Origin of the sequence: Evansella clarkii (assembly GCF_002019695.1) — a bacterium.
GTDB lineage: Bacteria > Bacillota > Bacilli > Bacillales > Salisediminibacteriaceae > Evansella > Evansella clarkii.
On record NZ_KV917376.1, the window covers coordinates 4,554,888 to 4,575,402 of the forward strand.

At 43.1% G+C, this 20,515-nt stretch carries 21 protein-coding genes and 2 riboswitches; of the genes, 1 reads left to right on the top strand and 20 read right to left on the bottom strand.

The window, feature by feature from the left end:
• Window positions 1–38 precede the first annotated feature (38 nt).
• Window positions 39–692 (bottom strand): riboflavin synthase, encoded by a 654-nt coding sequence (gene ribE / locus BK582_RS21430; RefSeq protein ID WP_078596985.1) that lies wholly within the window; start codon window positions 690–692, stop codon window positions 39–41.
• A complete protein-coding gene (ribD, locus tag BK582_RS21435) occupies window positions 692–1,780 on the bottom strand; it encodes a bifunctional diaminohydroxyphosphoribosylaminopyrimidine deaminase/5-amino-6-(5-phosphoribosylamino)uracil reductase RibD (protein WP_078596986.1) in 1,089 nt (362 codons plus the stop codon). The genes ribE and ribD overlap by 1 nt, the downstream gene beginning before the upstream one ends.
• Before the next feature lie 77 nt (window positions 1,781–1,857).
• Between ribD and BK582_RS28160 the strand changes: the two genes are divergently transcribed.
• On the top strand, window positions 1,858–1,980 hold the full coding sequence (locus BK582_RS28160) for a hypothetical protein (protein WP_276328222.1): 123 nt from the start codon (window positions 1,858–1,860) through the stop codon (window positions 1,978–1,980).
• Window positions 1,981–2,028: 48 nt separating this feature from the next.
• Window positions 2,029–2,173, bottom strand: a riboswitch (FMN riboswitch).
• A gap of 142 nt (window positions 2,174–2,315) precedes the next feature.
• Here the strand turns inward: BK582_RS28160 and BK582_RS21440 are convergent.
• From BK582_RS21440 to BK582_RS27925, 18 genes are all read right to left on the bottom strand, one after another.
• The gene (locus BK582_RS21440) at window positions 2,316–2,753 is read right to left on the bottom strand and encodes a peptidylprolyl isomerase (RefSeq protein ID WP_078596987.1); all 438 of its coding nucleotides are present in this window, start codon (window positions 2,751–2,753) and stop codon (window positions 2,316–2,318) included.
• A gap of 218 nt (window positions 2,754–2,971) precedes the next feature.
• A complete protein-coding gene (gene lysA, locus BK582_RS21445; RefSeq protein WP_078596988.1) occupies window positions 2,972–4,312 on the bottom strand; it encodes a diaminopimelate decarboxylase in 1,341 nt (446 codons plus the stop codon).
• Window positions 4,313–4,433: 121 nt separating this feature from the next.
• Window positions 4,434–4,612: riboswitch (Lysine riboswitch) on the bottom strand.
• 175 nt (window positions 4,613–4,787) lie between these two features.
• Window positions 4,788–6,269: a spore germination protein gene (locus tag BK582_RS21450; protein ID WP_078596989.1), complete on the bottom strand. Its 1,482-nt coding sequence runs from the start codon at window positions 6,267–6,269 to the stop codon at window positions 4,788–4,790.
• On the bottom strand, window positions 6,247–6,831 hold the full coding sequence (gene spoVAEA, locus BK582_RS21455) for a stage V sporulation protein SpoVABEA (RefSeq protein WP_078596990.1): 585 nt from the start codon (window positions 6,829–6,831) through the stop codon (window positions 6,247–6,249). Before spoVAEA ends, BK582_RS21450 begins: the two co-directional genes overlap by 23 nt.
• A gap of 540 nt (window positions 6,832–7,371) precedes the next feature.
• Window positions 7,372–8,130: an RNA polymerase sporulation sigma factor SigF gene (sigF, locus tag BK582_RS21460; RefSeq protein WP_078596991.1), complete on the bottom strand. Its 759-nt coding sequence runs from the start codon at window positions 8,128–8,130 to the stop codon at window positions 7,372–7,374.
• An 11-nt stretch (window positions 8,131–8,141) separates the two neighbouring features.
• Window positions 8,142–8,582 (bottom strand): anti-sigma F factor, encoded by a 441-nt coding sequence (gene spoIIAB / locus BK582_RS21465; RefSeq protein ID WP_078596992.1) that lies wholly within the window; start codon window positions 8,580–8,582, stop codon window positions 8,142–8,144.
• A complete protein-coding gene (gene spoIIAA, locus BK582_RS21470; RefSeq protein ID WP_078596993.1) occupies window positions 8,579–8,932 on the bottom strand; it encodes an anti-sigma F factor antagonist in 354 nt (117 codons plus the stop codon). The genes spoIIAB and spoIIAA overlap by 4 nt, the downstream gene beginning before the upstream one ends.
• A gap of 156 nt (window positions 8,933–9,088) precedes the next feature.
• Window positions 9,089–10,255, bottom strand: a complete 1,167-nt coding sequence (locus BK582_RS21475) for a D-alanyl-D-alanine carboxypeptidase family protein (protein WP_078596994.1) — start codon at window positions 10,253–10,255, stop codon at window positions 9,089–9,091.
• 154 nt (window positions 10,256–10,409) lie between these two features.
• Window positions 10,410–11,714, bottom strand: a complete 1,305-nt coding sequence (locus BK582_RS21480) for a pyrimidine-nucleoside phosphorylase (protein ID WP_078596995.1) — start codon at window positions 11,712–11,714, stop codon at window positions 10,410–10,412.
• A 57-nt stretch (window positions 11,715–11,771) separates the two neighbouring features.
• A complete protein-coding gene (locus BK582_RS21485; RefSeq protein ID WP_078596996.1) occupies window positions 11,772–12,596 on the bottom strand; it encodes a purine-nucleoside phosphorylase in 825 nt (274 codons plus the stop codon).
• 15 nt (window positions 12,597–12,611) lie between these two features.
• The gene (deoB, locus tag BK582_RS21490) at window positions 12,612–13,796 is read right to left on the bottom strand and encodes a phosphopentomutase (RefSeq protein WP_078596997.1); all 1,185 of its coding nucleotides are present in this window, start codon (window positions 13,794–13,796) and stop codon (window positions 12,612–12,614) included.
• Window positions 13,797–14,125: 329 nt separating this feature from the next.
• Window positions 14,126–15,013 (bottom strand): site-specific tyrosine recombinase XerD, encoded by an 888-nt coding sequence (gene xerD / locus BK582_RS21495; protein ID WP_078596998.1) that lies wholly within the window; start codon window positions 15,011–15,013, stop codon window positions 14,126–14,128.
• A gap of 21 nt (window positions 15,014–15,034) precedes the next feature.
• Window positions 15,035–15,265 (bottom strand): YqzK family protein, encoded by a 231-nt coding sequence (locus BK582_RS21500; protein WP_078596999.1) that lies wholly within the window; start codon window positions 15,263–15,265, stop codon window positions 15,035–15,037.
• A 377-nt stretch (window positions 15,266–15,642) separates the two neighbouring features.
• Window positions 15,643–16,077, bottom strand: a complete 435-nt coding sequence (gene fur, locus BK582_RS21505) for a ferric iron uptake transcriptional regulator (protein WP_078597000.1) — start codon at window positions 16,075–16,077, stop codon at window positions 15,643–15,645.
• 126 nt (window positions 16,078–16,203) lie between these two features.
• Window positions 16,204–16,845, bottom strand: coding sequence for a stage II sporulation protein M (gene spoIIM / locus BK582_RS21510; RefSeq protein ID WP_078597001.1), 642 nt, complete (start codon window positions 16,843–16,845; stop codon window positions 16,204–16,206).
• Between the two features lie 492 nt (window positions 16,846–17,337).
• Window positions 17,338–18,537, bottom strand: coding sequence for an endonuclease Q family protein (locus BK582_RS21515; RefSeq protein ID WP_078597002.1), 1,200 nt, complete (start codon window positions 18,535–18,537; stop codon window positions 17,338–17,340).
• Window positions 18,538–18,579: 42 nt separating this feature from the next.
• Window positions 18,580–19,116 carry an NUDIX hydrolase gene (locus tag BK582_RS21520; protein ID WP_078597003.1) on the bottom strand — a complete coding sequence of 179 codons (537 nt, stop codon included), beginning with the start codon at window positions 19,114–19,116 and terminating at the stop codon, window positions 18,580–18,582.
• A 177-nt stretch (window positions 19,117–19,293) separates the two neighbouring features.
• Window positions 19,294–20,394 carry a DUF3866 family protein gene (locus tag BK582_RS27925; protein ID WP_078597005.1) on the bottom strand — a complete coding sequence of 367 codons (1,101 nt, stop codon included), beginning with the start codon at window positions 20,392–20,394 and terminating at the stop codon, window positions 19,294–19,296.
• Window positions 20,395–20,515 lie beyond the last annotated feature (121 nt).

Here is a 20,515-nt window from a genome sequence, read left to right on the forward strand (position 1 = left end):
TCCCCCTTTTATTTTGACGCTGTTTTAGAATAACGAATTTAGAAGCCATTTTTCTCAAGAAAGTCGGCTGTCAATCTGCCCTGTTCCCGGTCCTTACCAGTTCCCCCGCCTTTTAGCAGCTGATCAATATATTTTGCGAGCATATCACATTCTATATTAACAATGTCCCCGGGCACTTTATTGCCAATAATCGTTTCTTCCATAGTGTGAGGTATAAGGGAAATAGTAAACGAGTCGTCTGTAAGCCCGAAGATAGTCAGGCTGGTACCGTCCACCGTAACGCTCCCTTTCATAATCATGTACTTTCTCAGGGCAGGTTCCACTTTAATTTCATAATAAACCGCGTTATGCTCCGGGCTTTTATTCTGAATTGTGCCTATTCCATCCACATGCCCCGACACAAAATGCCCTCCAAACCGGCCATTTGCCGCCATTGCTCTTTCCAGATTCACATAAGAACCATTTTTCAAATCACGGAGGCTCGTACTCCTTACCGTCTCAGGCATAAGATCAACTGTGAACATCGACGAGTCAAAAGATGTTACAGTAAGACAGACACCGTTTACAGCAATACTGTCGCCAAGATTTACATCTTCGAGGATTTTCTTCGCATTAATTTTCATAACGATGGCATCCCCTGTTTGGCGCATGTCCAGAATGGTTCCTTTTTCTTCAATTATTCCCGTAAACATTAAATTTCACCCTTTCGAAGGAGTATGAGCTTAATATCTTTGCCAATTTGTTCTGTTGCTTCTACTTCAAGCTGAGGAGCATCAGCAAGGCTGGAAATCCCTTCTCCTGAAAAAGCTCCTTTTGCTTCGCTGCCTCCAATAATAGAAGGGGCGAGATAAACAATTACCTGCTGAAATTCTCCTGAGCGAAGGAAGGCATCATTCACAATTCCTCCTCCCTCCACTAACAGAGATGTAATTTCATGCTCTCCAAGGATAGCAAGAAGCTCAGTTATATTAATTTCATTGCTTTCCATTTCGATTATTTTTACACCAGTACGGCATAGCAAGTCTTTCTTTTCCTGAGGTGCACCTTTTGTTGTGATGATCCATGTTGGCGCACTCTTATCTTTCACTATTCCAGCCTCTGACGGGGTTCTCAGCCTCCGGTCAAGGATAATTCTTACAGGATTCCTTCCACCCCCATCAAGCCTTGTAGTTAACAGGGGATCATCGGCCAGAACTGTATTAACTCCTACAAGAATGGCATCATTTTGGTGACGAAGCATATGTACATCCTTCCTTGCTTCTTCACCGGTAATCCATTTACTCTCACCAGTTTTAGTTGCAATTCTTCCATCCAGGCTGGTGGCTGACTTTAATGTAACATAAGGCTTTTTAGTTTTTATAAAGTGGAAAAACTCCCGGTTGATCCTGTCGCCTTCTTCCTTCAAAAAGCCTTCAATAACTTCTACTCCCGCTTCCTTCAGTTTTTGTATCCCTCTTCCGGCAACCTTCGGGTTAGGGTCACTGGAAGCTACAAAGACTTTCCTGATACCAGCCTCAATGACTGCGTCTGCGCAGGGAGGCGTCTTTCCGTAATGAGAACAAGGCTCGAGGGTAACGTACATTACTGCTCCTTCAGCTTTCTCTCCGGCCATCTGCAGCGCATGTCTTTCTGCATGGGGTTCTCCTGCTTTAAGATGGGCTCCAAAACCGGCTACTTCATTATTCTTTACAATTACCGCACCTACAGCTGGATTTGGCGCAGTCTGTCCTTTTGCACTTTTTGCCAGATCAATTGCCATTTTCATATAATGATGGTCCATTGTTAAAATCTCCAATCTTTATCGTGACTAAAGAAACAGAAAAAACCCTGAAAGATACAGTTCCTTCAGGGTAAGTTGTGGTGAAAAAAGAAAGGGTATTCAACGAAAATTTTGCACAGGAAATAAACAGGCCGGATTACAGTACTCAGCCAGTAAATAATTTCCATATCGAAGAATGGGAATACACTGTAGTATTCTAAAAATAGACAGAAATATCCCTGCTTCAATACCCACTCGTTTTTCACCGCAATTTCCTTCTCCCATCCAGACTATACTGTCGGTCCTGGTCTCTCACCAGATCCACCGCCGTTATCAAACGCCGGGTCACGGACTTAAAAGCGTATACGCTTTATCACCGCCGGTTGGGAATTTCACCCTGCCCCGAAGGAATCGGTAATTAAGTTTTGTTTATTATATCACAAATATAAAAATTGTGTTTAAATTTGCTTCTGAAAAGATTTTTCTGTCAGAAACAGTATACGGCATATTGCAAAAACACTCCCGGGGTACCTTAATGGGGAGTGTTTCCATACAATTACTCTGCGTCGTAAACTTTAACTTCTTCCATAACGTCGCCTGGCTTTACTTGAAGCACAGCATCCATACCTTTTGTTACGCGGCCGAATACAGTATGCACGCCATCGAGGTGCGGCTGTGGTTCATGTACGATGAAAAACTGGCTTGACCCAGTGTCTTTCCCAGCATGAGCCATTGATAAAGAACCTTGCAGGTGTTTGTTTGGGTTGCCCTCTGTCTCACATTTGATCGTTTTTCCACTGCCGCCTGTGCCTGTTCCGTGAGGACAGCCACCCTGCGCAACGAAACCAGGGATAACACGGTGGAATGTCAGGCCGTTATAAAATCCTTCATTTGCAAGATTTTCAAAGTTTTCTACTGTCTTTGGAGCGTCTTCCGGGAAAAATTCCAGTTCCACAGTGTCTCCGCTCTCGAGTTTGATATAACCTTTTTTCATTTACAAAACCTCCTGGGATAAAAATAACAATGTCAACACAAATATCTTTATTATTGTACTATATAAAGGTTAAGAATGGAAACAAGCCCACTTTTTTTCTTTTTGGCGCTGTTAAACATATTGTTGATTTTCACTGCAGGACGCTCGCTTGCCTCCTTTCGCTACAATCAACAGGTGTAAAATAAAATGAACATTAGCCTTTAATAAAGCCTTATTTGTTAGATGCTGTTAACAAATGAAGATTTATCTCTGTTTAAACGATACGGCATCTCATTGCGCACGAGATCTTTAAACGATTCCCGTTTAACAACAAGATGATCTTCACCATTTTCTACAAAAACAACGGCAGGCTTCGTAATCCGATTATAATTGCTTGCCATAGAAAAACCATAAGCGCCAGTTGAGGAGACGGCGAGAACATCTCCCATCCTCGTTTCAGGGAGCTCAATATCCCAGATGAGCATATCGCCGCTTTCACAGCATTTACCAGCTATAGAAACAAGTTCCCCAGGCTGCTCATTCATTTTATTCGCAACGGCAGCTTCGTACTTAGCCTGATACAGTGCCGGTCTGATATTATCAGTCATACCGCCATCTATAGATAAATATGTCCGGACCCCCGGAATATCTTTACGGGCTCCAATGGAGTAGAGCGTTGTACCGGCCTCACCAACGAGAGCTCGCCCCGGCTCAATCCATATTTCCGGGATTTTGAGGCCGAATTCCTCCGCCTGTTCTTTTACAGCTGCCACCATCGCTTCTACATAGTCGCCAAGGGGCAGGGGTGAATCTTCTTTCGTATACCGGATACCAAAACCGCCACCAAGGTTTACTACTGCCGGTTCAAATTGCAGATTGTCATTCCATAGTTTTAATAACTTATATATTTCATGGATGGCAGAAACAAAGCCTTCTGTTTCAAAGATTTGCGAACCTATATGAGAATGGACTCCTTCAAGTTCAACAAAGCTGTGTGACTGGATCATTTTTATCGCTTTATCTGCCTGCCCGCTTTGAATATCAAAACCAAATTTTGAGTCTTCCTGTCCGGTGGAAATATACTCATGAGTATGTGCTTCCACTCCTGGTGTAATCCTGATCAGTACCTTTGTATTAACCTTTAGTGATTCAGTAATTGCCATAAGCCATGACAGCTCAGTAAAATTATCCACTACAAAACAGCCGATACCTGCTTTAACGGCCATTTCTATTTCTTCATGGGATTTATTATTCCCATGAAAATGGATACGTTCTACAGGGAAGCCTGCTTCCAGAGCAGTATATAACTCTCCTCCTGAAACGACATCCAGGCTTAAGCCAAGCTCATCCACCAGCTGCATCATTGCCACACAGCTGAAAGCTTTGCTTGCGTATGCAACCTGGTAGTTAATATTATGCTTTTCGAAAGCCCCTTTAAACTGGCTTGCCCTTTTCACGATATCTTCCACATCATATACATATAAAGGCGTTCCGTACTTCTCCGCCAGTCCGACTGTGTCAACTCCGCCAATCTCTAAATGGCCTAGCTCGTTTATTTTACTCGTTCCGTATAATCCCATAAATATCTCTCCTCGTTCATCTTTCCCGATGGATAAGCTCTGTTTAGATGTTTCATTCACAGAAAAAGGATAACGGGGCTGTTTTTCCGTTATCCTGGACGCAAACGATCATCATCGCTTTCCATCGGATAGTACTCCACTACAGCATGCAGTGACAGTGCTTTGCTTTTTCAGCAAAACCCCAGCCTTCCACAGTTTGGAGAACCGCGGACGCTTCGGCAATTTGACCTTTCAAAACCTTTCCTAGCGCTCCAGCCGCTCCAGGTTCCTACTCATTCTCATTGCTCCTCTACCTCTGACGATTATTTTTCGAGGTGTACATAAATATTTTCCTCTGTTATGTCAATAGTTAAAACTGTTGTTTTCAACAATAACATACCTTTACGGCCATTACAATATTAATTTATGAAGTTTTACGCCGAAGCAAATACGAAGCGCAGGGACAATTTACTGAAAACAGCAACTGGTCCATTTATCAGGAAGACCCTTGTTTAATGACGTTTTGAGGCTGAACAATACTAGGCCTTCTTCGTTTCACAGGTACAGCCTGCCTGATCAGAATATCCATCATAGCTACCGGATAAAAGGGGATCAGCGGCCACAAGTACGGAACATTTAAATTTTTCTTCGCAGAAAGCCAGATCAGGTAGATTGTCAGCCCTAGTACAAACCCAGGCAGCTTAAACACAGCAACAAGAAGGATTAGTACAAGGCGTGACATCTTCAAGGCAAGAGACAGCTCATAGCTTGGAGTTGCAAACATTCCGATCGCCCCTACTGCAACATAAAGAATGACTTCCGGAACAAGAAGCCCCACTTCTATCGCAATCTCACCTATTAACAGTGCTGCAACAAGACCTAATGCTGTAGCAAGAGGGGAAGGGGTATGTATCGCAGCCATCCTAAGCAGTTCAATCCCAAGTTCTGCGAATACAATCTGCAGGAAAACAGGTACATTTGTCGTCTCATTTGGCCCGATAAATTCCAGTTCATCCGGAAGGAGTCCAGGTTCCATCACTACAAGCAGCCACAGCGGGAGAATTAACAAAGAAAGGAACATACCTGAAAATCTCACCCACCGTAAAAATGTACCTACCATTGGCGCCTGCCTGAACTCCTCGGCGTGCTGCACATGATGAAAGAAAGTAACCGGAAATATAATTACGCTCGGAGAGGAATCGACAATGACTACCACATGTCCTTCCAGCAGGTGTGTTGCAGCGACGTCAGGACGTTCCGTATACCTTACAACAGGGAATGGATTTGCCCCCTGCTTCACAACATATTCCTCTACTACCTTATCTGCCATTGTGATTCCATCTACATCAATGGCTTCAAGCTCTTTTCGAATCACTTTCACTAAATCAGGGTCAGCGATACCATCTATATAAGAGAGGCAAATATCTGTTTTGGATCTTCTGCCAACCTTCATTATTTCATTACGAAGCCGCTCATCTCTGATCCGTCTTCTTGTCAAAGCTGTATTTTCAATAATATTTTCAGTGTAACCGTCCCTGCTTCCTCTGACCACTCTTTCTGTGTCAGGTTCCTCAGGTCCTCGTCCAGGATAACTTCTTACGTCCACCACAATTGCTTCAGCTTCACCATCAATAAGTATAAAAATCAACCCTGAGAGCATCTCCGTGATGGCATCTTCCACTGTTTTTACATATTCAACCTGGACATGAGTCAACCTGTTTACAATCTGATCCCGTACCTGATATTCCCGTTTTTCTCTGGAATCCAGGTCCATCAGTTCTTTCAGCAGCTCGATTATGTACTGAATATCACATAATCCGTTGACGAAATAGAACTGCACTTCCTTATCAAGGATATTCAGCTTTCTTATGCCTACATCAAAGCTTGTACCAATACCTGTCCGCTCTGTTATTGTCCTTTCATTATCTCTTATATTCCTGGAAATTGGCTCCTTGTTATCCTTCTGAACCAGATCCATCAAACCCGCTCCTTTCGATAATCAATTCAACGGCCATTGTTGTGACCGGCGCCCCTCGTTCCACAGAATCATAACCGCCCATTTTTCCAGGATCGCCAATACCTACAATGCAGGGAAGCTTCAGCTGGTCTAATACTGACACAGTGTCGCCTCTGATTCTCCCTGGTTCGATATCCCTGATTCCTTCCTTATCAACCCCGTATTCTGTGAGATTTCCATACTTATCAATCGAAACAGAAACCTTCGTCCATTCACTGCTGTCCGAGTGAGAGGCTACAGCCACAGCACCGAGGATTTTAATTTGCGGAGATTTCCCGAGACTCATCAGAACCCTCTCACCCTTACCTTCATCTATCCAGCCACAATCGTCACACAGGACGAGTACAGGTTCTTTTTCTGCTTTCAGGATGAGCTTAAGCAGCTCCTCCGCTGTATGGGTGCTTGGATTCCCTGACGACTCTTTTACAAAGGAACAATTCAAGTTCTCTGCTGCTTTAGCTGCTGCGTCCCTTGCCGTTGCATCTCCGTCCGTTATAATAATGACCCGTTTCCTTCTGTCCATCTCCTTACTCCTTATTGGGAAAATCCACTCTCAGCAAAAATGCTGCCTGGCGGCTCCCAGTTTATGAGGATACTCTTTATCTGCCTGTATCTTCACCTCAAGGGTTTGCTGTTAGTATGATTGATTCTTTTCCATCTCATTCAGAAATAATAAAGAAAGACCCGATAATGGATGGAACCCTTTAGCAAAAATAATATCGATCCGCCTCCAGAATCAAGAGAGTTTGCACTTATCGGCTTTTGAGGTTTAGGTTAAGCAGCCGATTTAATATTTAGACGCAAAAAAATCTGGTTAATTAATAATATTTGTTAAAAAGGGCTTAAATAACGGAGCAATTCCACTTATTAACTCAAAAATGCAAAAATGAGAGAATTTGGCTCGCATAACCGGAAACCTTCCCCTTATACCACCCCGACCGAGCCCCAGTCTGCATATAACCGGAAAAACTCCTTTTATTTTATTTTGATTTCACTGTGTCGAACCGGCTTTATCGCCGGAATTTTATAACTTCCTCAAAGCCAAAGAAAAAACAGCCTGGCTTCAGCCAAGCTGTTCTTTGAGCTGCTTTAATATTTTCTTTTCAAGCCTGGAAACCTGCACCTGGGAGATTCCAAGTCTTTCAGCTACCTGCGACTGAGTCTGGTCTTTATAATACCGCAGATATACGATCAGTTTCTCTCTTTCCTCCAGCTTCTCGATTTCATCCCGTAAAGCAATCTTGTCAAACCACTTCATATCTCCTTCATCTGATATCTGATCCAGCAAGGTAATAGGGTCGCCATCATTTTCATATACTGTTTCATGAATAGACGTAAGCTGCCTGCTTGCTTCCTGGGCAAACACTACTTCCTCCGGAGTCATATCCAGTTTCTCGGCAATCTCTTTGACGGTAGGTGTTCTGCCGAGAGTCTTTGATAGTTCATCTTTCAATTTTCGTATCTTATTAGCACTCTCTTTAATAGAACGGCTTACTTTAACTGTTCCGTCATCTCTTAAAAAACGCTGTATTTCACCAATAATCATTGGAACCGCGTAGGTAGAAAATTTAACATCATAGCTCAGGTCGAATTTGTCCACTGATTTTATTAGGCCGATACATCCGATCTGGTATAAATCGTCAGCTTCATAACCTCTGTTCAGAAAACGCTGGACAACAGACCAGACGAGACGGGTATTAATATTGACTATAGTATCCCTCGCCTCCTGATTACCACCCTGAGCCTCTTTTATTAAGTGTTTTACCTCTTTGTCATTTAAATATGCTTTACCTGCTTTTGTTTGCTTAACCTCAACATCCATAGGCTTTCCCCTTAATTACAAAGCGCACGCTGTTTAGACAGGCGCTTCACCAGAGTTACAGTTGTTCCAGCCATCGGTTCTGATTCGACTACGACCTTATCCATGAAATTTTCCATTATTGTAAAACCCATCCCGCTTCTTTCCAGCTCTGGCTTTGTGGTGTACAGAGGCTGCCTCGCTTCTTCTACATTATGAATTCCATTTCCTTTATCACGGATAACTATTCGTACTACATCCTCTTCCAGCTCCACAAATAAGTCGATCATCTCATCCGTATTTTCCGAATACCCATGGATTATTGCATTTGTAACTGCTTCACTCACAACAGTTTTAATTTCTGTCAGTTCATCCATCGTCGGATCAAGCTGAGACACAAATGCTCCTACAGTCGCTCTTGCAAAGGACTCATTCTCACTTCTTGCGGAGAAAGCAAGTTCCATTTTATTTTTCACGACGCCACCCCCAGGACATAAAGTGCATCCATTTCATTGGAAGCAAGCTTCACAATTTTGAACATACCGGACATCTCGAACAGCCGTTTAATGTGAGGGGAAATAGAGCAGACTACCATTTCACCGCCAAGAGTCTTTACATATTTATAGCGCCCTAAAATGACCCCCAGCCCTGAACTGTCCATGAAACTCAACTCTTTAAGATTTAATAGAATGTGAGTAAGCCCCTCTGTTTCCAGAGCGCTATCCACCTTTTCTCTCAGTTCCAGAGCGGTGTGGTGGTCCAGTTCACCTTCCAGTCTTACACATAGTACGTTGTCCCGTTTTTCCAAGTCGATTAGCAAACCCATTTTTCCACCCCTTGTCTTAAATTCTTAACCTTCCAGTTCTCCTCTCCCACGAGGAAAATTGGTTTTGCGTTACTAGTTTTTCTGTGCCGCCCATCTGGTCTCCTGCTTCAGTTCAAAACTAGTGTCTATTCGTCAAAACTGCTCAAGAACCGATGCTCAAAAGTTCCTTTTACCGACGAGAAGAGACGCTGTTCGCTTCATTAACGTCCAGTAGGAAGCAGCAGTAATATCAGTTTCTGCTACTACTACTGTTTCGGAAAGAACTTTCCCGTCCTTTTCCACATAGAGCCGCCCTACAGGATCTCCTTTTTGGACAGGCGCCGGTACTGGCTGGTCAATTTCAAGGCGTTCTGTAATCCCCTCAGTGGATTCCCCTTTTTTCAAGAGTAAAGATACATTCTCTTCCACAAGTACAGAAACGTTTGGCAGTGAACCTTTACTAATTTTCGCTTCGCCAAGGAGATCACCACGTTTATATCTTTGCTGGAGCTCATACTGGCTGTATGCATAATCAAGCATTTCCGTAATCTGGCGGTTACGTTCCTTTGGAGTCGGTGCCCCCATGACAACCGCAATTATTCTCATGCCGTTCTTATTAGCGCTGGCAGTAAGGCAATATTTTGCCTCGCTCGTGTAGCCGGTCTTCAGCCCATCTACACCTGGATAAAATTTCACTAATTTATTTGTGTTAACGAGCCAGAACTTATCTTCTGAATCTTCCCGCAGGTAGTCCTCATACAAGCTTGTATATTTAGTAATGTCTTCATACTTCAGTAGTGTTTTTGCCATTATTGCCAGATCAGAAGCTGACGAATAATGATCTTCAGCTGGAAGGCCATTTGAATTCTGGAATTTTGTACTTTTAAGACCAAGCTCCTTTGCTTTATCATTCATCATCTGCACAAATTGTTCTTCAGATCCTGCCAGGTGTTCAGCCATTGCCACAGAAGCATCATTTCCTGAAGCGATGGCAATTCCTTTCATCATTTCTTCCACAGTCATCTCTTCTCCAGGCTCCAGGAAGATTTGCGATCCTCCCATGGATGCTGCCCTTTCACTCGCCCGGACTTTATCATCCCACTTCAGCTTGCCTGTATCGATTGCTTCCATTATTAAAAGCATCGTCATAATCTTGGTCATACTTGCAGGGGGAAGCTGTTCCTTACTGTTCTTTTCATAGAGGACCTCTCCCGTATCCCTCTCAATTAATATTGCAGAAGTTGCCTGGTCTGCCAGATCCACAGAAGCCTCTTCTGCGAAAACAGCAGTACCTGAGGAAAATATATATATACCTAAAATAAAAATTACGAACAACCTTTTCAATCTTATCCCTCCATTCTTTTTCTTTACCATTCTGCCCGAAAGCTTCGTTAATATACTAATATTTGCACGATTGGAAAATGGAGGGCAAAAGACGGATATGCTATTGCAAAACGGGCCCCCTGCACATGCAGAAGGCCCGTTTTATATAAAATCATTATTCACTTATTACATCATAAATTAATGGCGGGGAATCAAAAGGTTTGTCCGAAACAGTGAACGATTCACGCACTTTTCCAGCAGTTTCATCAACATTTTCAGTATTTGCGTGTAATGTGGCGAGCGACTCGCCAGCTTTAACTGAATCCCCGATTTTTTTATTTAATACAATCCCCACTGACAAATCGATTTCCGAGTCTTTTGTTGCTCTGCCGGCTCCGAGCATCATAGCTGCAGTACCTATCTTATCAGCGACAATTCCTGATATAAACCCATCTTTTTCTGCTTTTACTTCAATCTGGAATTCAGCAGACGGAAGCTTCTCCGGATTGTCGATAACAGAAGGGTCTCCCCCCTGTGCTTCAGCAAATACTTTAAACTGGCTGAGCGCTTTACCTGATGAGATTAATTCTTCAAGCATTTCCCTGGCATTCTCCAGGTTTTCTGCTTTCTCTGCAAGAACTACCATATGACTGCCTAAAGTAAGACACAGATCTGTAAGATCTTCAGGGCCTTCCCCCTTCAGCGTATCAATGGCTTCTTTTACTTCCAGCGCATTACCTACCGCAAAACCAAGTGGCTGGCTCATATCGGAGATTACTGCAGATGTTTTTCTTTCCAGGTTCCTTCCGATTTTCACCATTGTTTCAGCCAGCTCTCTTGAGTCGGAGAGCTCTTTCATAAAAGCGCCGGCGCCTGTCTTCACATCAAGAACGATAGCATCTGCTCCTGAAGCGATTTTTTTACTCATTATTGAACTGGCAATAAGAGGTATGGAGTTTACCGTCGCAGTTACATCCCGAAGACCATACAGTTTCTTGTCGGCAGGAGTAAGGTTCTTTGTCTGTCCAATTACCGCTGCCTTATTTTTATTAACGAGGCCCGTAAATTCCTCGTTTGTAATTTCCACACTAAAGCCCGGAATCGATTCAAGCTTGTCGATCGTTCCTCCGGTATGTCCGAGACCTCTGCCACTCATTTTTGCGACGGGAACACCCGCTGCCGCAACTAAAGGGGCAAGTACCAGTGTAGTGGTATCGCCAACTCCTCCTGTAGAATGCTTATCCACTTTTATCCCGTTTATCGGTGACAGGTCAATCGTATCCCCAGAGCGGACCATCGCATCAGTAAGCACTGCTGTCTCTTCCTCGTTCATCCCCTGAAAAAATACAGCCATAGCCCACGCACTCATTTGGTAATCAGGAACTTCTCCATCTGAATAGCCGGAAATAATGAATTCAATTTCTTCTTTCGTGTGGGAAAAACCATTACGCTTTTTTTCAATTAAGTCAACCATTCTCATTATAAATTCCCCTCTTTCCGAATCTGCTTATGCACTGCTCCCTCTGGCAGGGAATAGCTACCCTTCTATCTTCTGCATTGTTTTCTTGACGAAGGCAAGAAAATTTTCCCTCACTCTGTCAGTAGTTTCGATTACTTCCTCATGTGATAGTGGTTCATCCAAAATGCCGGCAGCCATATTTGAAATGCATGATATACCTAAAACTTTCATACTGCTGTGCCGTGCGGTAATCACTTCCGGAACAGTGGACATACCTACCGCATCACCACCGAGAGTCCGGATCATCCGTACTTCAGCAGGTGTTTCGTATACAGGGCCGGGGTTCCCAACATATACCCCTTCTTTTACTGTAAGCTTTAATTCTTCCGCTGCCTGTTTTGCCTGTTTCAGAAGCTTCGGGCAATACGCTCTGGACATATCCGGAAAACGGACACCAAGCCCTGCGTCATTTGGGCCAATAAGCGGGTTAGTCCCAAACAAGTTAATATGGTCATTTATTAACATTAAATCTCCTGCTTCAAAACTTTCATTAACTCCTCCGGCTGCATTTGTAACTATTAAAGTTTTAACCCCGATTGCTTTCATTACCCGGACCGGAAGAGTTACCAGTTCCATACTGTAGCCTTCATAAAAGTGAAAACGCCCCTGCATAGCTACAACAGGCTTGCCTTCAAGGTTCCCTATAACCAGCTGCCCTTTATGGCCTGCTACAGTGGAAGAAGGAAACCCGGGGATATCTGAATAAGGGATAATTTCCGCCTGCTCGATTTCTTCTGCAAGAACACCTAAGCCAGAACCCAGGATGAGTCCTGTTTCAGGTCTTACATTCGTTCTTGAGGTGATATACTCTTTTGCTTCCTTGATTATGTTCGCTGTCTCCATTAATTTCCCTCTCCTTTATTCCAGCTCATTTAAAAAGCTTTTGCCGAACTCGGGCATTTTCACCTTAAAATTGTCTGCGACCGTAGCCCCAATATCTGCAAACGTTTTCCTGACCCCTAAGGATTTCCCTTCTTTCATCCGCTTATTATAAGCAAGGAGGGGTACATATTCTCTTGTGTGATCTGTGCCAGGGTGAACAGGATCGTTCCCGTGGTCCGCTGTTATGATAAGCAGATCATCTTCCTTTAGTTTTTCCAGTACTACATCCATACGCTCATCAAATTCTTCCAGCGCCTTGCCATAACCAATCGGGTCTCTTCTGTGGCCGAATTTAGCGTCGAAATCAACAAGATTTAAAAAGCTCAATCCGGTAAATTCCATGAGAAGAGTTTCGTTCAGTTTGTCCATACCGTCCATGTTTGAAGTCGTTCTCAAGGATTCTGTTATGCCTTCCCCGTCATATATATCTGAAATTTTGCCGATAGCGATAGAATCCAAATTGCTGTCTTTCAGTTCATTCATTACAGTACGCCCAAATGGTTTTAAAGCATAGTCATGCCTGTTTGAAGTTCTTTCCCAGTTGCCAGGGCTTCCGACAAACGGCCTTGCGATCACTCTGCCGACCATATACTTTTCATCAAGAGTCAGTTCCCGGGCGATTTCACAAATTTCATACAGTTCTTTAACCGGTATCACTTCTTCGTGTGCTGCGATCTGAAGCACCGAATCAGCGGAAGTATACACAATTAAGTCACCAGTTTCTATATGCTGCTCACCTAATTCTTCAAGAATTTCCGTTCCTGAGGCAGGTTTGTTACCCAGTACTTTTCTTCCTGTCCGCTTTTCAAGGTCATTGATCAGTTCTTCTGGAAATCCTTCCGGAAAAGTACGAAACGGCTGGTCAATATTAAGGCCCATAATTTCCCAATGACCTGTCATCGTATCTTTTCCTACAGAAGCTTCTTCCATTTTTCCATAGCAGGCAAGCGGGGTTTCAGCTTTCGTTCCGCCTTGGTAATCTTTAATATGTGACAGTCCGAGCCGATCCAGATTCGGCATTTTTAAACCTTTCATCTCCTCAGCGATATGCCCGAGGGTATCGGCTCCTTCGTCATTGAATTCCTTTGCATCTGGCGCCTCCCCGATGCCGACTGAATCCATCACTATTAAGAAAATTCTTTTATACTTGTAATCGTTCATGTTTTCTTCCTCCTGAAAATCAATTATTTTACATAATTTATTATTTGATCTGAATTTCCCCTTCAGGACGCACGACTCTCCAGGGGGAACACTCATATAACATATTCGTGAGTACCGGGCATAACCTCACCTATATGCTTCAGGATGTCCCGGGGATACTCTCCTCAGCATTGCTTGCACAGGAAGAGAGATGCAGCTTTTTTATCTTTTATAGTCTCTCCATTTTATATACCCTTAAAGATATATATAAACCTGTCGTTATTGTCAGGTGTCAGATGTCAGACGACTGATAACATAAAAAAGCAAAAATGCCCAATTAGTTCTTGGGCTTATGCTCTTGGATGAAACTTGGAGTAGACTTCCTTCATTCTCATTTTTGTTACCTGAGTGTATATTTGGGTAGTGGAAATATCCGCATGTCCGAGCATTTCCTGGACAGCCCGTATATCTGCACCATTTTCCAGCAGATGGGCTGCAAACGAATGCCTTAACGTATGGGGAGTCAATTCTTTGTTTATCCCCGCTTTCTCTGCAAGATTTTTAATAATTTTCCAGAAGCCCTGCCTGGTCATTTGTTTACCATGGTGGTTTACAAACAGGATATCGTGCTGCTCTCTGATTAGTAAAGGACGGGCTTCCCGAAGATAACGCTCCGTCATTTTCACAGCAGATTTTCCAAGGGGAATGACACGTTCTTTGTTTCCTTTTCCGATACAGCGTATAAATCCCATTTCCAAATGTACATCCTGCAATGTTAATCTGCAAAGCTCACTCACTCGTATGCCAGTAGCATAAAGCAGTTCCAGCATTGCTTTATTTCTCATATTCAGCGATGGATTATCGACTGATGTATCCAGCAGTTTTTCCACTTCATCCATGGGCAGGATTTTCGGAAGCTTCTTCTCCGCCTTTGGAATTTCTATCTGAACAGACGGATCCTTGTCTGTATAAGATTCTCGAATCAGAAACTGATGAAAAGCCCTGATGGAAGACAAGGTTCTTGCAAGTGTGGAGCTCGTTTTGCCACTGTCTTTCAAACTGTATAAATAGTGAAGAATAGACGACCTGGTAATTTCAGCGGTACGTTTTTTATTTTCTGTCTTTTGTATGTAGTTAATATAGTTTTTTAAATCTCTTGAATAAGCCTCTGTAGTATTAACTGACAGCCCTTTTTCTTCTTTTAAAAACTTAATAAATGCTTCCAGTTCATGTTCCAAATAATCTCCGCCTTTACACTGTTATTCTCCATGATTCAAAAAATATTTCAGGCGCCAGACCGAACTTTCATTCATTATACCACCGCTGTCCTGCTGAAGCACTTTAACCGCTCTTCCTTCCGGCTCCCCGTATCGATGGTAGTCTTTATATTCCCCACTCACCCATAGAATACCATAATAAAAAACAAGCGTGCACCCCATGAATAAGAAAAATACAAAAATTGCTTCCCAGATAGTTTTTACATGTTTCATAATATCATATCTTCCTCTCATAACCTGCAATTAATACAGGATATGACGGGAATGGCCTTTTATATACCTTTTAGTCAGAATAACAGTAAATTCAGGGCAAATTAAGAAAAGCGCAAGCGGTTTGGTTACGAGCGACACTCTTTACCTGCGGCTAACCCCAGGCCGAAGCACTGCCTCTTCCTCTGCAAAAAAGAAAACCCGCCGGTTGGCGAGCCTTAAGGCATAGACAGAATCATATTTTGCGCTTATATTCATGCCCAGAAAAAAATACTGCATTTAATCAGCTTCACAGCAAAAACTTAATATTTTATTAAAGTAAAAAACGCACGATTGCTCGTGCGAAAAAATCTTTTATATGTTCGGTTCCAGCAGCATGGTTACCTGCATCTGTGGCAGATACCATGAAAGGTAAGCCGATGATCCTTAATATAGAAATTCCATTCTTTTTCTACCACTTTTTCTACATCTTCCAGTAAATCTTCCTGGATCTCATCCACCGAACCACATTCAATACAGACTAAATGGTGATGAAAATGTGCCGCTCCCTCTTTCCGGAGGTCGTACCTTGAAACACCATCACCAAAATTTATTTTATCTACTACTTTTAGTTCTGTTAATAATTCAAGGGTGCGGTAAACTGTGGCAAGCCCGATTTCAGGTGACTTTTCCTTTACAAGCATATAAACATCTTCCGCACTTAAATGATCTTCTTCATGTTCGAGCAACACTCTGACAGTCGCTTCTCTCTGCGGAGTAAGCTTATAACTTTGCGAATGCAGCTGCTTCTTGATTCTCTCGATTCTCTGCTCCATATCGTCCCCCCCAATAAACACCAGCTATCGGTAGTTATATTATACTCTTTGAGAAAAAAGGGTGTCAAATGAGAATCGTTATAAAATTGATTTTATAATTATTATTATTTAATAAATAGTATTATGTTAGCTTATCCAGCCAAAAACAAGCTTCATTATCGCAGGCGACAAATACGCTTCATAGGCTGAGACGACCGCAATAGCAGCAGCAGTTGCTGCGAGGAAAATTGTATACACCAGAAAATGGCGGAATATTGGCTCCTGGTTTTTGGTCGTTATCTGCCTCCATACTTTTATTGAAAATGAAGCTGCAAAAACAGTAACAGTGATAAAAACAGGAATGAGCATAAGATTCTGCGGAAAGATTGCAGCAAAAGCAAGAAGAAAACCATCAAATCCCATCTGATTAACGAGAAAGCCGACTGTAAACCCTATTACGAGGCCTTTGAGGAATAAAAGAATAAATATAATTGGCAGACCGATAACTGAGAGCCCCAGCACCCACATTAAGCCAAGGTATTTAATGTAATGAGAGAAAGTTCCTGAAAATATTTCAGCAGGCACAGCAAACTCTCCCATTTCTACCTGGCTGAAAAACAGTGACAGGTAATTATACAGCTCATTTTTTTGTGTCAGTCCAAGGCTGTTTACGATAACAGCTCCAAAAACGACTCCCATGGATAAAAGTACAATAGAAAACATATAAATGGAACGGTGTTCCTCTATATGGCTGATTAATACAAGTTTAGCAGTCCTTCCCCGCTTCATAGTTCCGCCTCTCTTCTTTCTGAAGTCTCGTCCTGTTTAATCCTATGAAACTATGAAGCAGTCTATGACAATCAGATAGATTCTCTTTAAATAAAGCTCTGTTAATCTTTATTGTTGATTTTCACTACAGGACGCTCGCTTGCCTCGGGCATTGCTTCAAAGAGCGCTACTTCTCGAGTCTGCTTCGATTTGTTTCGACGGATATGCTGCGAAGCTGATCTGGCAGAGGAAGAAACAGATACTTTTCCCGCTGTGTTCCTGTCTCTTCCTCTACGAGTATTGCTTTGGAGTGGTATGTGCCGAGACAACTCGCAGTATTTCATGATGCTTTGCTCGTTGCTATTCCCGAAGGCGTCTCGCTTTCTTCCGCTACAATCAACATACATGTAAAAATCAATATTGACCTTTAACTGTGCCTTATAGAAAAAGGATGGAACTGTCCCAGCCTGTTAATGCGAAGAGAGAACAGACCCGCACTTAGAAAGAATATTTCTATTGAATTTTCCCGTAAATTCCTCCCCCGCCTTCTTTTAAAGTAAATACACCCGCTCTCGCCTGAATAATTTTTTCCGCTACTTTATCAGGTATCACACTCTTGAGCTCCTCATCCTTCGCTTCGTGAAGCACCCGCATCTCTGTTTGAAATGCGTCAAGCAGGCGGTTTAATGTTTTTGGACCGCATCCCGGAATAAATTCCAGAGGAACCTGGTGCAAATATGGGGGCCTTTCCGGCTTTATTCCAGATGCTTCCGAAGAGTTTTCCAGAAAATAGCGCTGCCTTTCAGCAAGCTCCCTAATCCTTTCAGAGACACCCATCACTCTCTGGCCATGTCCTGTACAGAGGCAGTTTACAGCGGGCAGTTCACATGCACGGCAAAAGGACCGGTAATATTTTCCAAGCTTCGGGTGAAGTCCTACGTTTCTCAAAATTCTTCTTTCCCCGGCAGAAGAAAACATTTTCGCTATTTCAGAAAAGTCCGGAGCTTCAAGTTTTACTACTTGATGCTCCCTTGCTATTTTGGAAGCAGAATGTGCATCAGAATTCGTAACAAAGTGATATCCAGCGAGTTCAGGAAGCTGATCAGCCATATAGGTATCAGAGCTCAGCCCCAGTTCTACAGCGTCTATCTCATCTGGGTCGAGCACCTCCGCTAATGAGGTTTTCACACCTTTTCCGTACAGGCTCTTAAATGGTGTAAAAATATGGGCAGGAATAAATAATCCATTCAGTTCTCTTACTTTTTGCTGAAGTTCCCGGGCCTGCGCATAAATTCTCTGGGAACTGAGATGAATATTTTTCACTCGTTTTCCGCACCAGGAAGAAAAGTGCCTCATTTCTTTTAACCCGGGAAAATAACAGAGAAGATGGACTGGCCCCTGGCAGGACTGGTCATAAACTTCCAGCTCGGACCCAGGAATAAGGGTAACCTTCTCCTCGAAACGGATGCCTCCCCCTTTCAGCGGGACAGCTCTTCCCTGATCAATAAGCTCCTCCAGTTCCTCCAGAACTTCCGGAGACTGGGCATCAATAACACCAATAATGTCCAGCCCTTTTCGGAAAGAAGCTTCCTCAAGAACCGCTTCCAGTGTCAGGTTTCTTGAGGCGGTAATTTTTACAGGACGGCCGCTCTTTGCAGCCCCAATATGAATATGTAAGTCCATATAATAGTTCTTGAGCTTATTTACTGCCATTTTGTCCACCTTTATTTCGATAATTTAGCAGGTAACCAGGAGTTATTTGTCCCTGAGTTTCAAGTACTGGACTGCGAAAACTGTCTTTGCATCATGGATTATTTCTTTTTTTATTAACTCTTCTGCCTCTCTTAGAGTAACTTCGAACATTTCCACAAATTCGTCTTCTTCTGTATTTTTCGTACCTTCCTTTAAATTCTCCGCAAGATAAAGGTAGATCTTTTCGTCTGCAAAACCCGGACTAGTATAAAAAGAACCAAGAGCTTTCCAGCTTTCCGCCTTAACTCCAGTTTCCTCTTCGAGCTCTCTCTTAGCGCAAACTAACGGATCCTCATTCTTTTCAAGCTTGCCTGCCGGAATTTCCGCGATAGTCTTTTCGAGGGGCTTCCTGAACTGATTTACGAGGATCAGTTTCCCTTCATCAGTTACAGCGATTACCCCTACAGCTCCAGGATGGTTAACGACTTCGCGTTTACTATTTTTACCATTGGGTAGAATAATATCATGAACATTTAAGTCGATAATCCGTCCTTTATACACAGCTTCCGTCTTAACGGTTTTTTCATTAAAATCCTTCATTAGATTCCCTCCAGTTCTGATACAGCCATTGACATCATATTGATTAGCATACCAGAGTTACTATTTGTTTTCACGAGGAGGAAAGGCGATGCATGTTTATTACAGAAAAAATGGCATGACTCTTTACGGAAAAGTTTGGGAAATCAGAGAATTTCTCAAACAGCAATCACGGGAATATCATACATTAGCTGAATGGTGCAGAAGTTCTGCTTCCAGATACCAATGGACGGCAGCGGCGACTCCCAGGAAAAAAAGGGGATCTTTGTCCATCGTCCGCCCCATGGAAGTCAGAGGAAACGGCGACATCTTTTGAACCGCATCCAGTTTAGGCCACAGTTTCTCTTCGGCTATCTTCTCCATTCTGATATGCGGGTAATTACTGAGTTTTCCTTCACCAACTTTCAGCAAAGGATCAGAATAAGTTCCTGAAGGCAGGGGCAGGACGCTTTTTGCATACGTTAATTCTGTCAGCGGAGTTACTGTATGATGGCTGATGCCCTGATGCCTTTTTCTTTTGTCTGCATCCGAAAGCCTTGGTATCCACACAGGGGTCCCCCCAAAAGAGCCTGTTAAATTAGCCCACTCTGCCTGAGCAAGCCCGCTGTATCCATAAGTCGTTCCAGTCCCTGCAGCTCCGGGACCCAGTGTCACCATAACTGCTGCATCGGGAAATTTTTCTGCAGCGTACTGGAGGCCAGTCGCTACATTAATAACTTCCCCCTTTCCCCCGAACGCCTGTCCCGAGGTAAGAGAATAAAAACCTGGCTGATGATGAAGATATTCCAGATTCCTGCTCACTGGCAAAGGGAGGGAAGCTTCATCGCTAATCACTGCCACCAGGGGCTTCTTTGACGATAGTAAAACCCAGACAATGATAAGCATGCTGTGTAATTCCCCAATAAGCACATGCTTGTTTTTCAAACTAAGCCGATTTTTAAATAAGCCGTGTTCATCGCTTTCCGGGGCTTCCAGCGCCAGTACACTGTGCTGGTCTCCCAAATAGCGCAGTTTCATAATATGTCCGTCAGGCTTCTCCTTTAAACTTGTTTCATTAACCTCATTCTCAGGAAGAACTGTCCTGACGATATCCCATCCTCCTGTGCCTAGATGCAGGTATACTGCTGTAGTATTTACAATAACCCAGTCCCCCACTGACGCATCCCTGCATAAACGGCGGTACAGTATTGCCCTCCCAGCACCTCCACTCGTCTTCAAATGTATAACTTCTCTGGAAACCTCAGTAACTTCCAGCACCTGAACTTGTTCCTCAAGAAGCAATTACCCCACCTCCATTTATTCCGATGTAACCGCCCGGAACTCCCATCCCGATTGATCAACTAATTAATCAGAGAGGGATGGCCCCATTCTGATTGAGTTTCACTTTATGAAATATATTCCG

Bases quoted from the DNA above. Each gene is read 5' to 3' on its own strand.
- ribE (WP_078596985.1), bottom strand. From the start codon at position 692: ATGTTTACGGGAATAATTGAAGAAAAAGGAACCATTCTGGACATGCGC.
- ribD (WP_078596986.1), bottom strand. From the start codon at position 1,780: ATGGACCATCATTATATGAAAATGGCAATTGATCTGGCAAAAAGTGCA.
- BK582_RS21440 (WP_078596987.1), bottom strand. From the start codon at position 2,753: ATGAAAAAAGGTTATATCAAACTCGAGAGCGGAGACACTGTGGAACTG.
- lysA (WP_078596988.1), bottom strand. From the start codon at position 4,312: ATGGGATTATACGGAACGAGTAAAATAAACGAGCTAGGCCATTTAGAG.
- BK582_RS21450 (WP_078596989.1), bottom strand. From the start codon at position 6,269: ATGGATCTGGTTCAGAAGGATAACAAGGAGCCAATTTCCAGGAATATA.
- spoVAEA (WP_078596990.1), bottom strand. From the start codon at position 6,831: ATGGACAGAAGGAAACGGGTCATTATTATAACGGACGGAGATGCAACG.
- sigF (WP_078596991.1), bottom strand. From the start codon at position 8,130: ATGGATGTTGAGGTTAAGCAAACAAAAGCAGGTAAAGCATATTTAAAT.
- spoIIAA (WP_078596993.1), bottom strand. From the start codon at position 8,932: ATGGGTTTGCTAATCGACTTGGAAAAACGGGACAACGTACTATGTGTA.
- BK582_RS21480 (WP_078596995.1), bottom strand. From the start codon at position 11,714: ATGAGAATGGTTGACTTAATTGAAAAAAAGCGTAATGGTTTTTCCCAC.
- BK582_RS21485 (WP_078596996.1), bottom strand. From the start codon at position 12,596: ATGGAGACAGCGAACATAATCAAGGAAGCAAAAGAGTATATCACCTCA.
- deoB (WP_078596997.1), bottom strand. From the start codon at position 13,796: ATGAACGATTACAAGTATAAAAGAATTTTCTTAATAGTGATGGATTCA.
- BK582_RS21500 (WP_078596999.1), bottom strand. From the start codon at position 15,265: ATGAAACATGTAAAAACTATCTGGGAAGCAATTTTTGTATTTTTCTTA.
- fur (WP_078597000.1), bottom strand. From the start codon at position 16,077: ATGGAGCAGAGAATCGAGAGAATCAAGAAGCAGCTGCATTCGCAAAGT.
- spoIIM (WP_078597001.1), bottom strand. From the start codon at position 16,845: ATGAAGCGGGGAAGGACTGCTAAACTTGTATTAATCAGCCATATAGAG.
- BK582_RS21515 (WP_078597002.1), bottom strand. From the start codon at position 18,537: ATGGCAGTAAATAAGCTCAAGAACTATTATATGGACTTACATATTCAT.
- BK582_RS21520 (WP_078597003.1), bottom strand. From the start codon at position 19,116: ATGAAGGATTTTAATGAAAAAACCGTTAAGACGGAAGCTGTGTATAAA.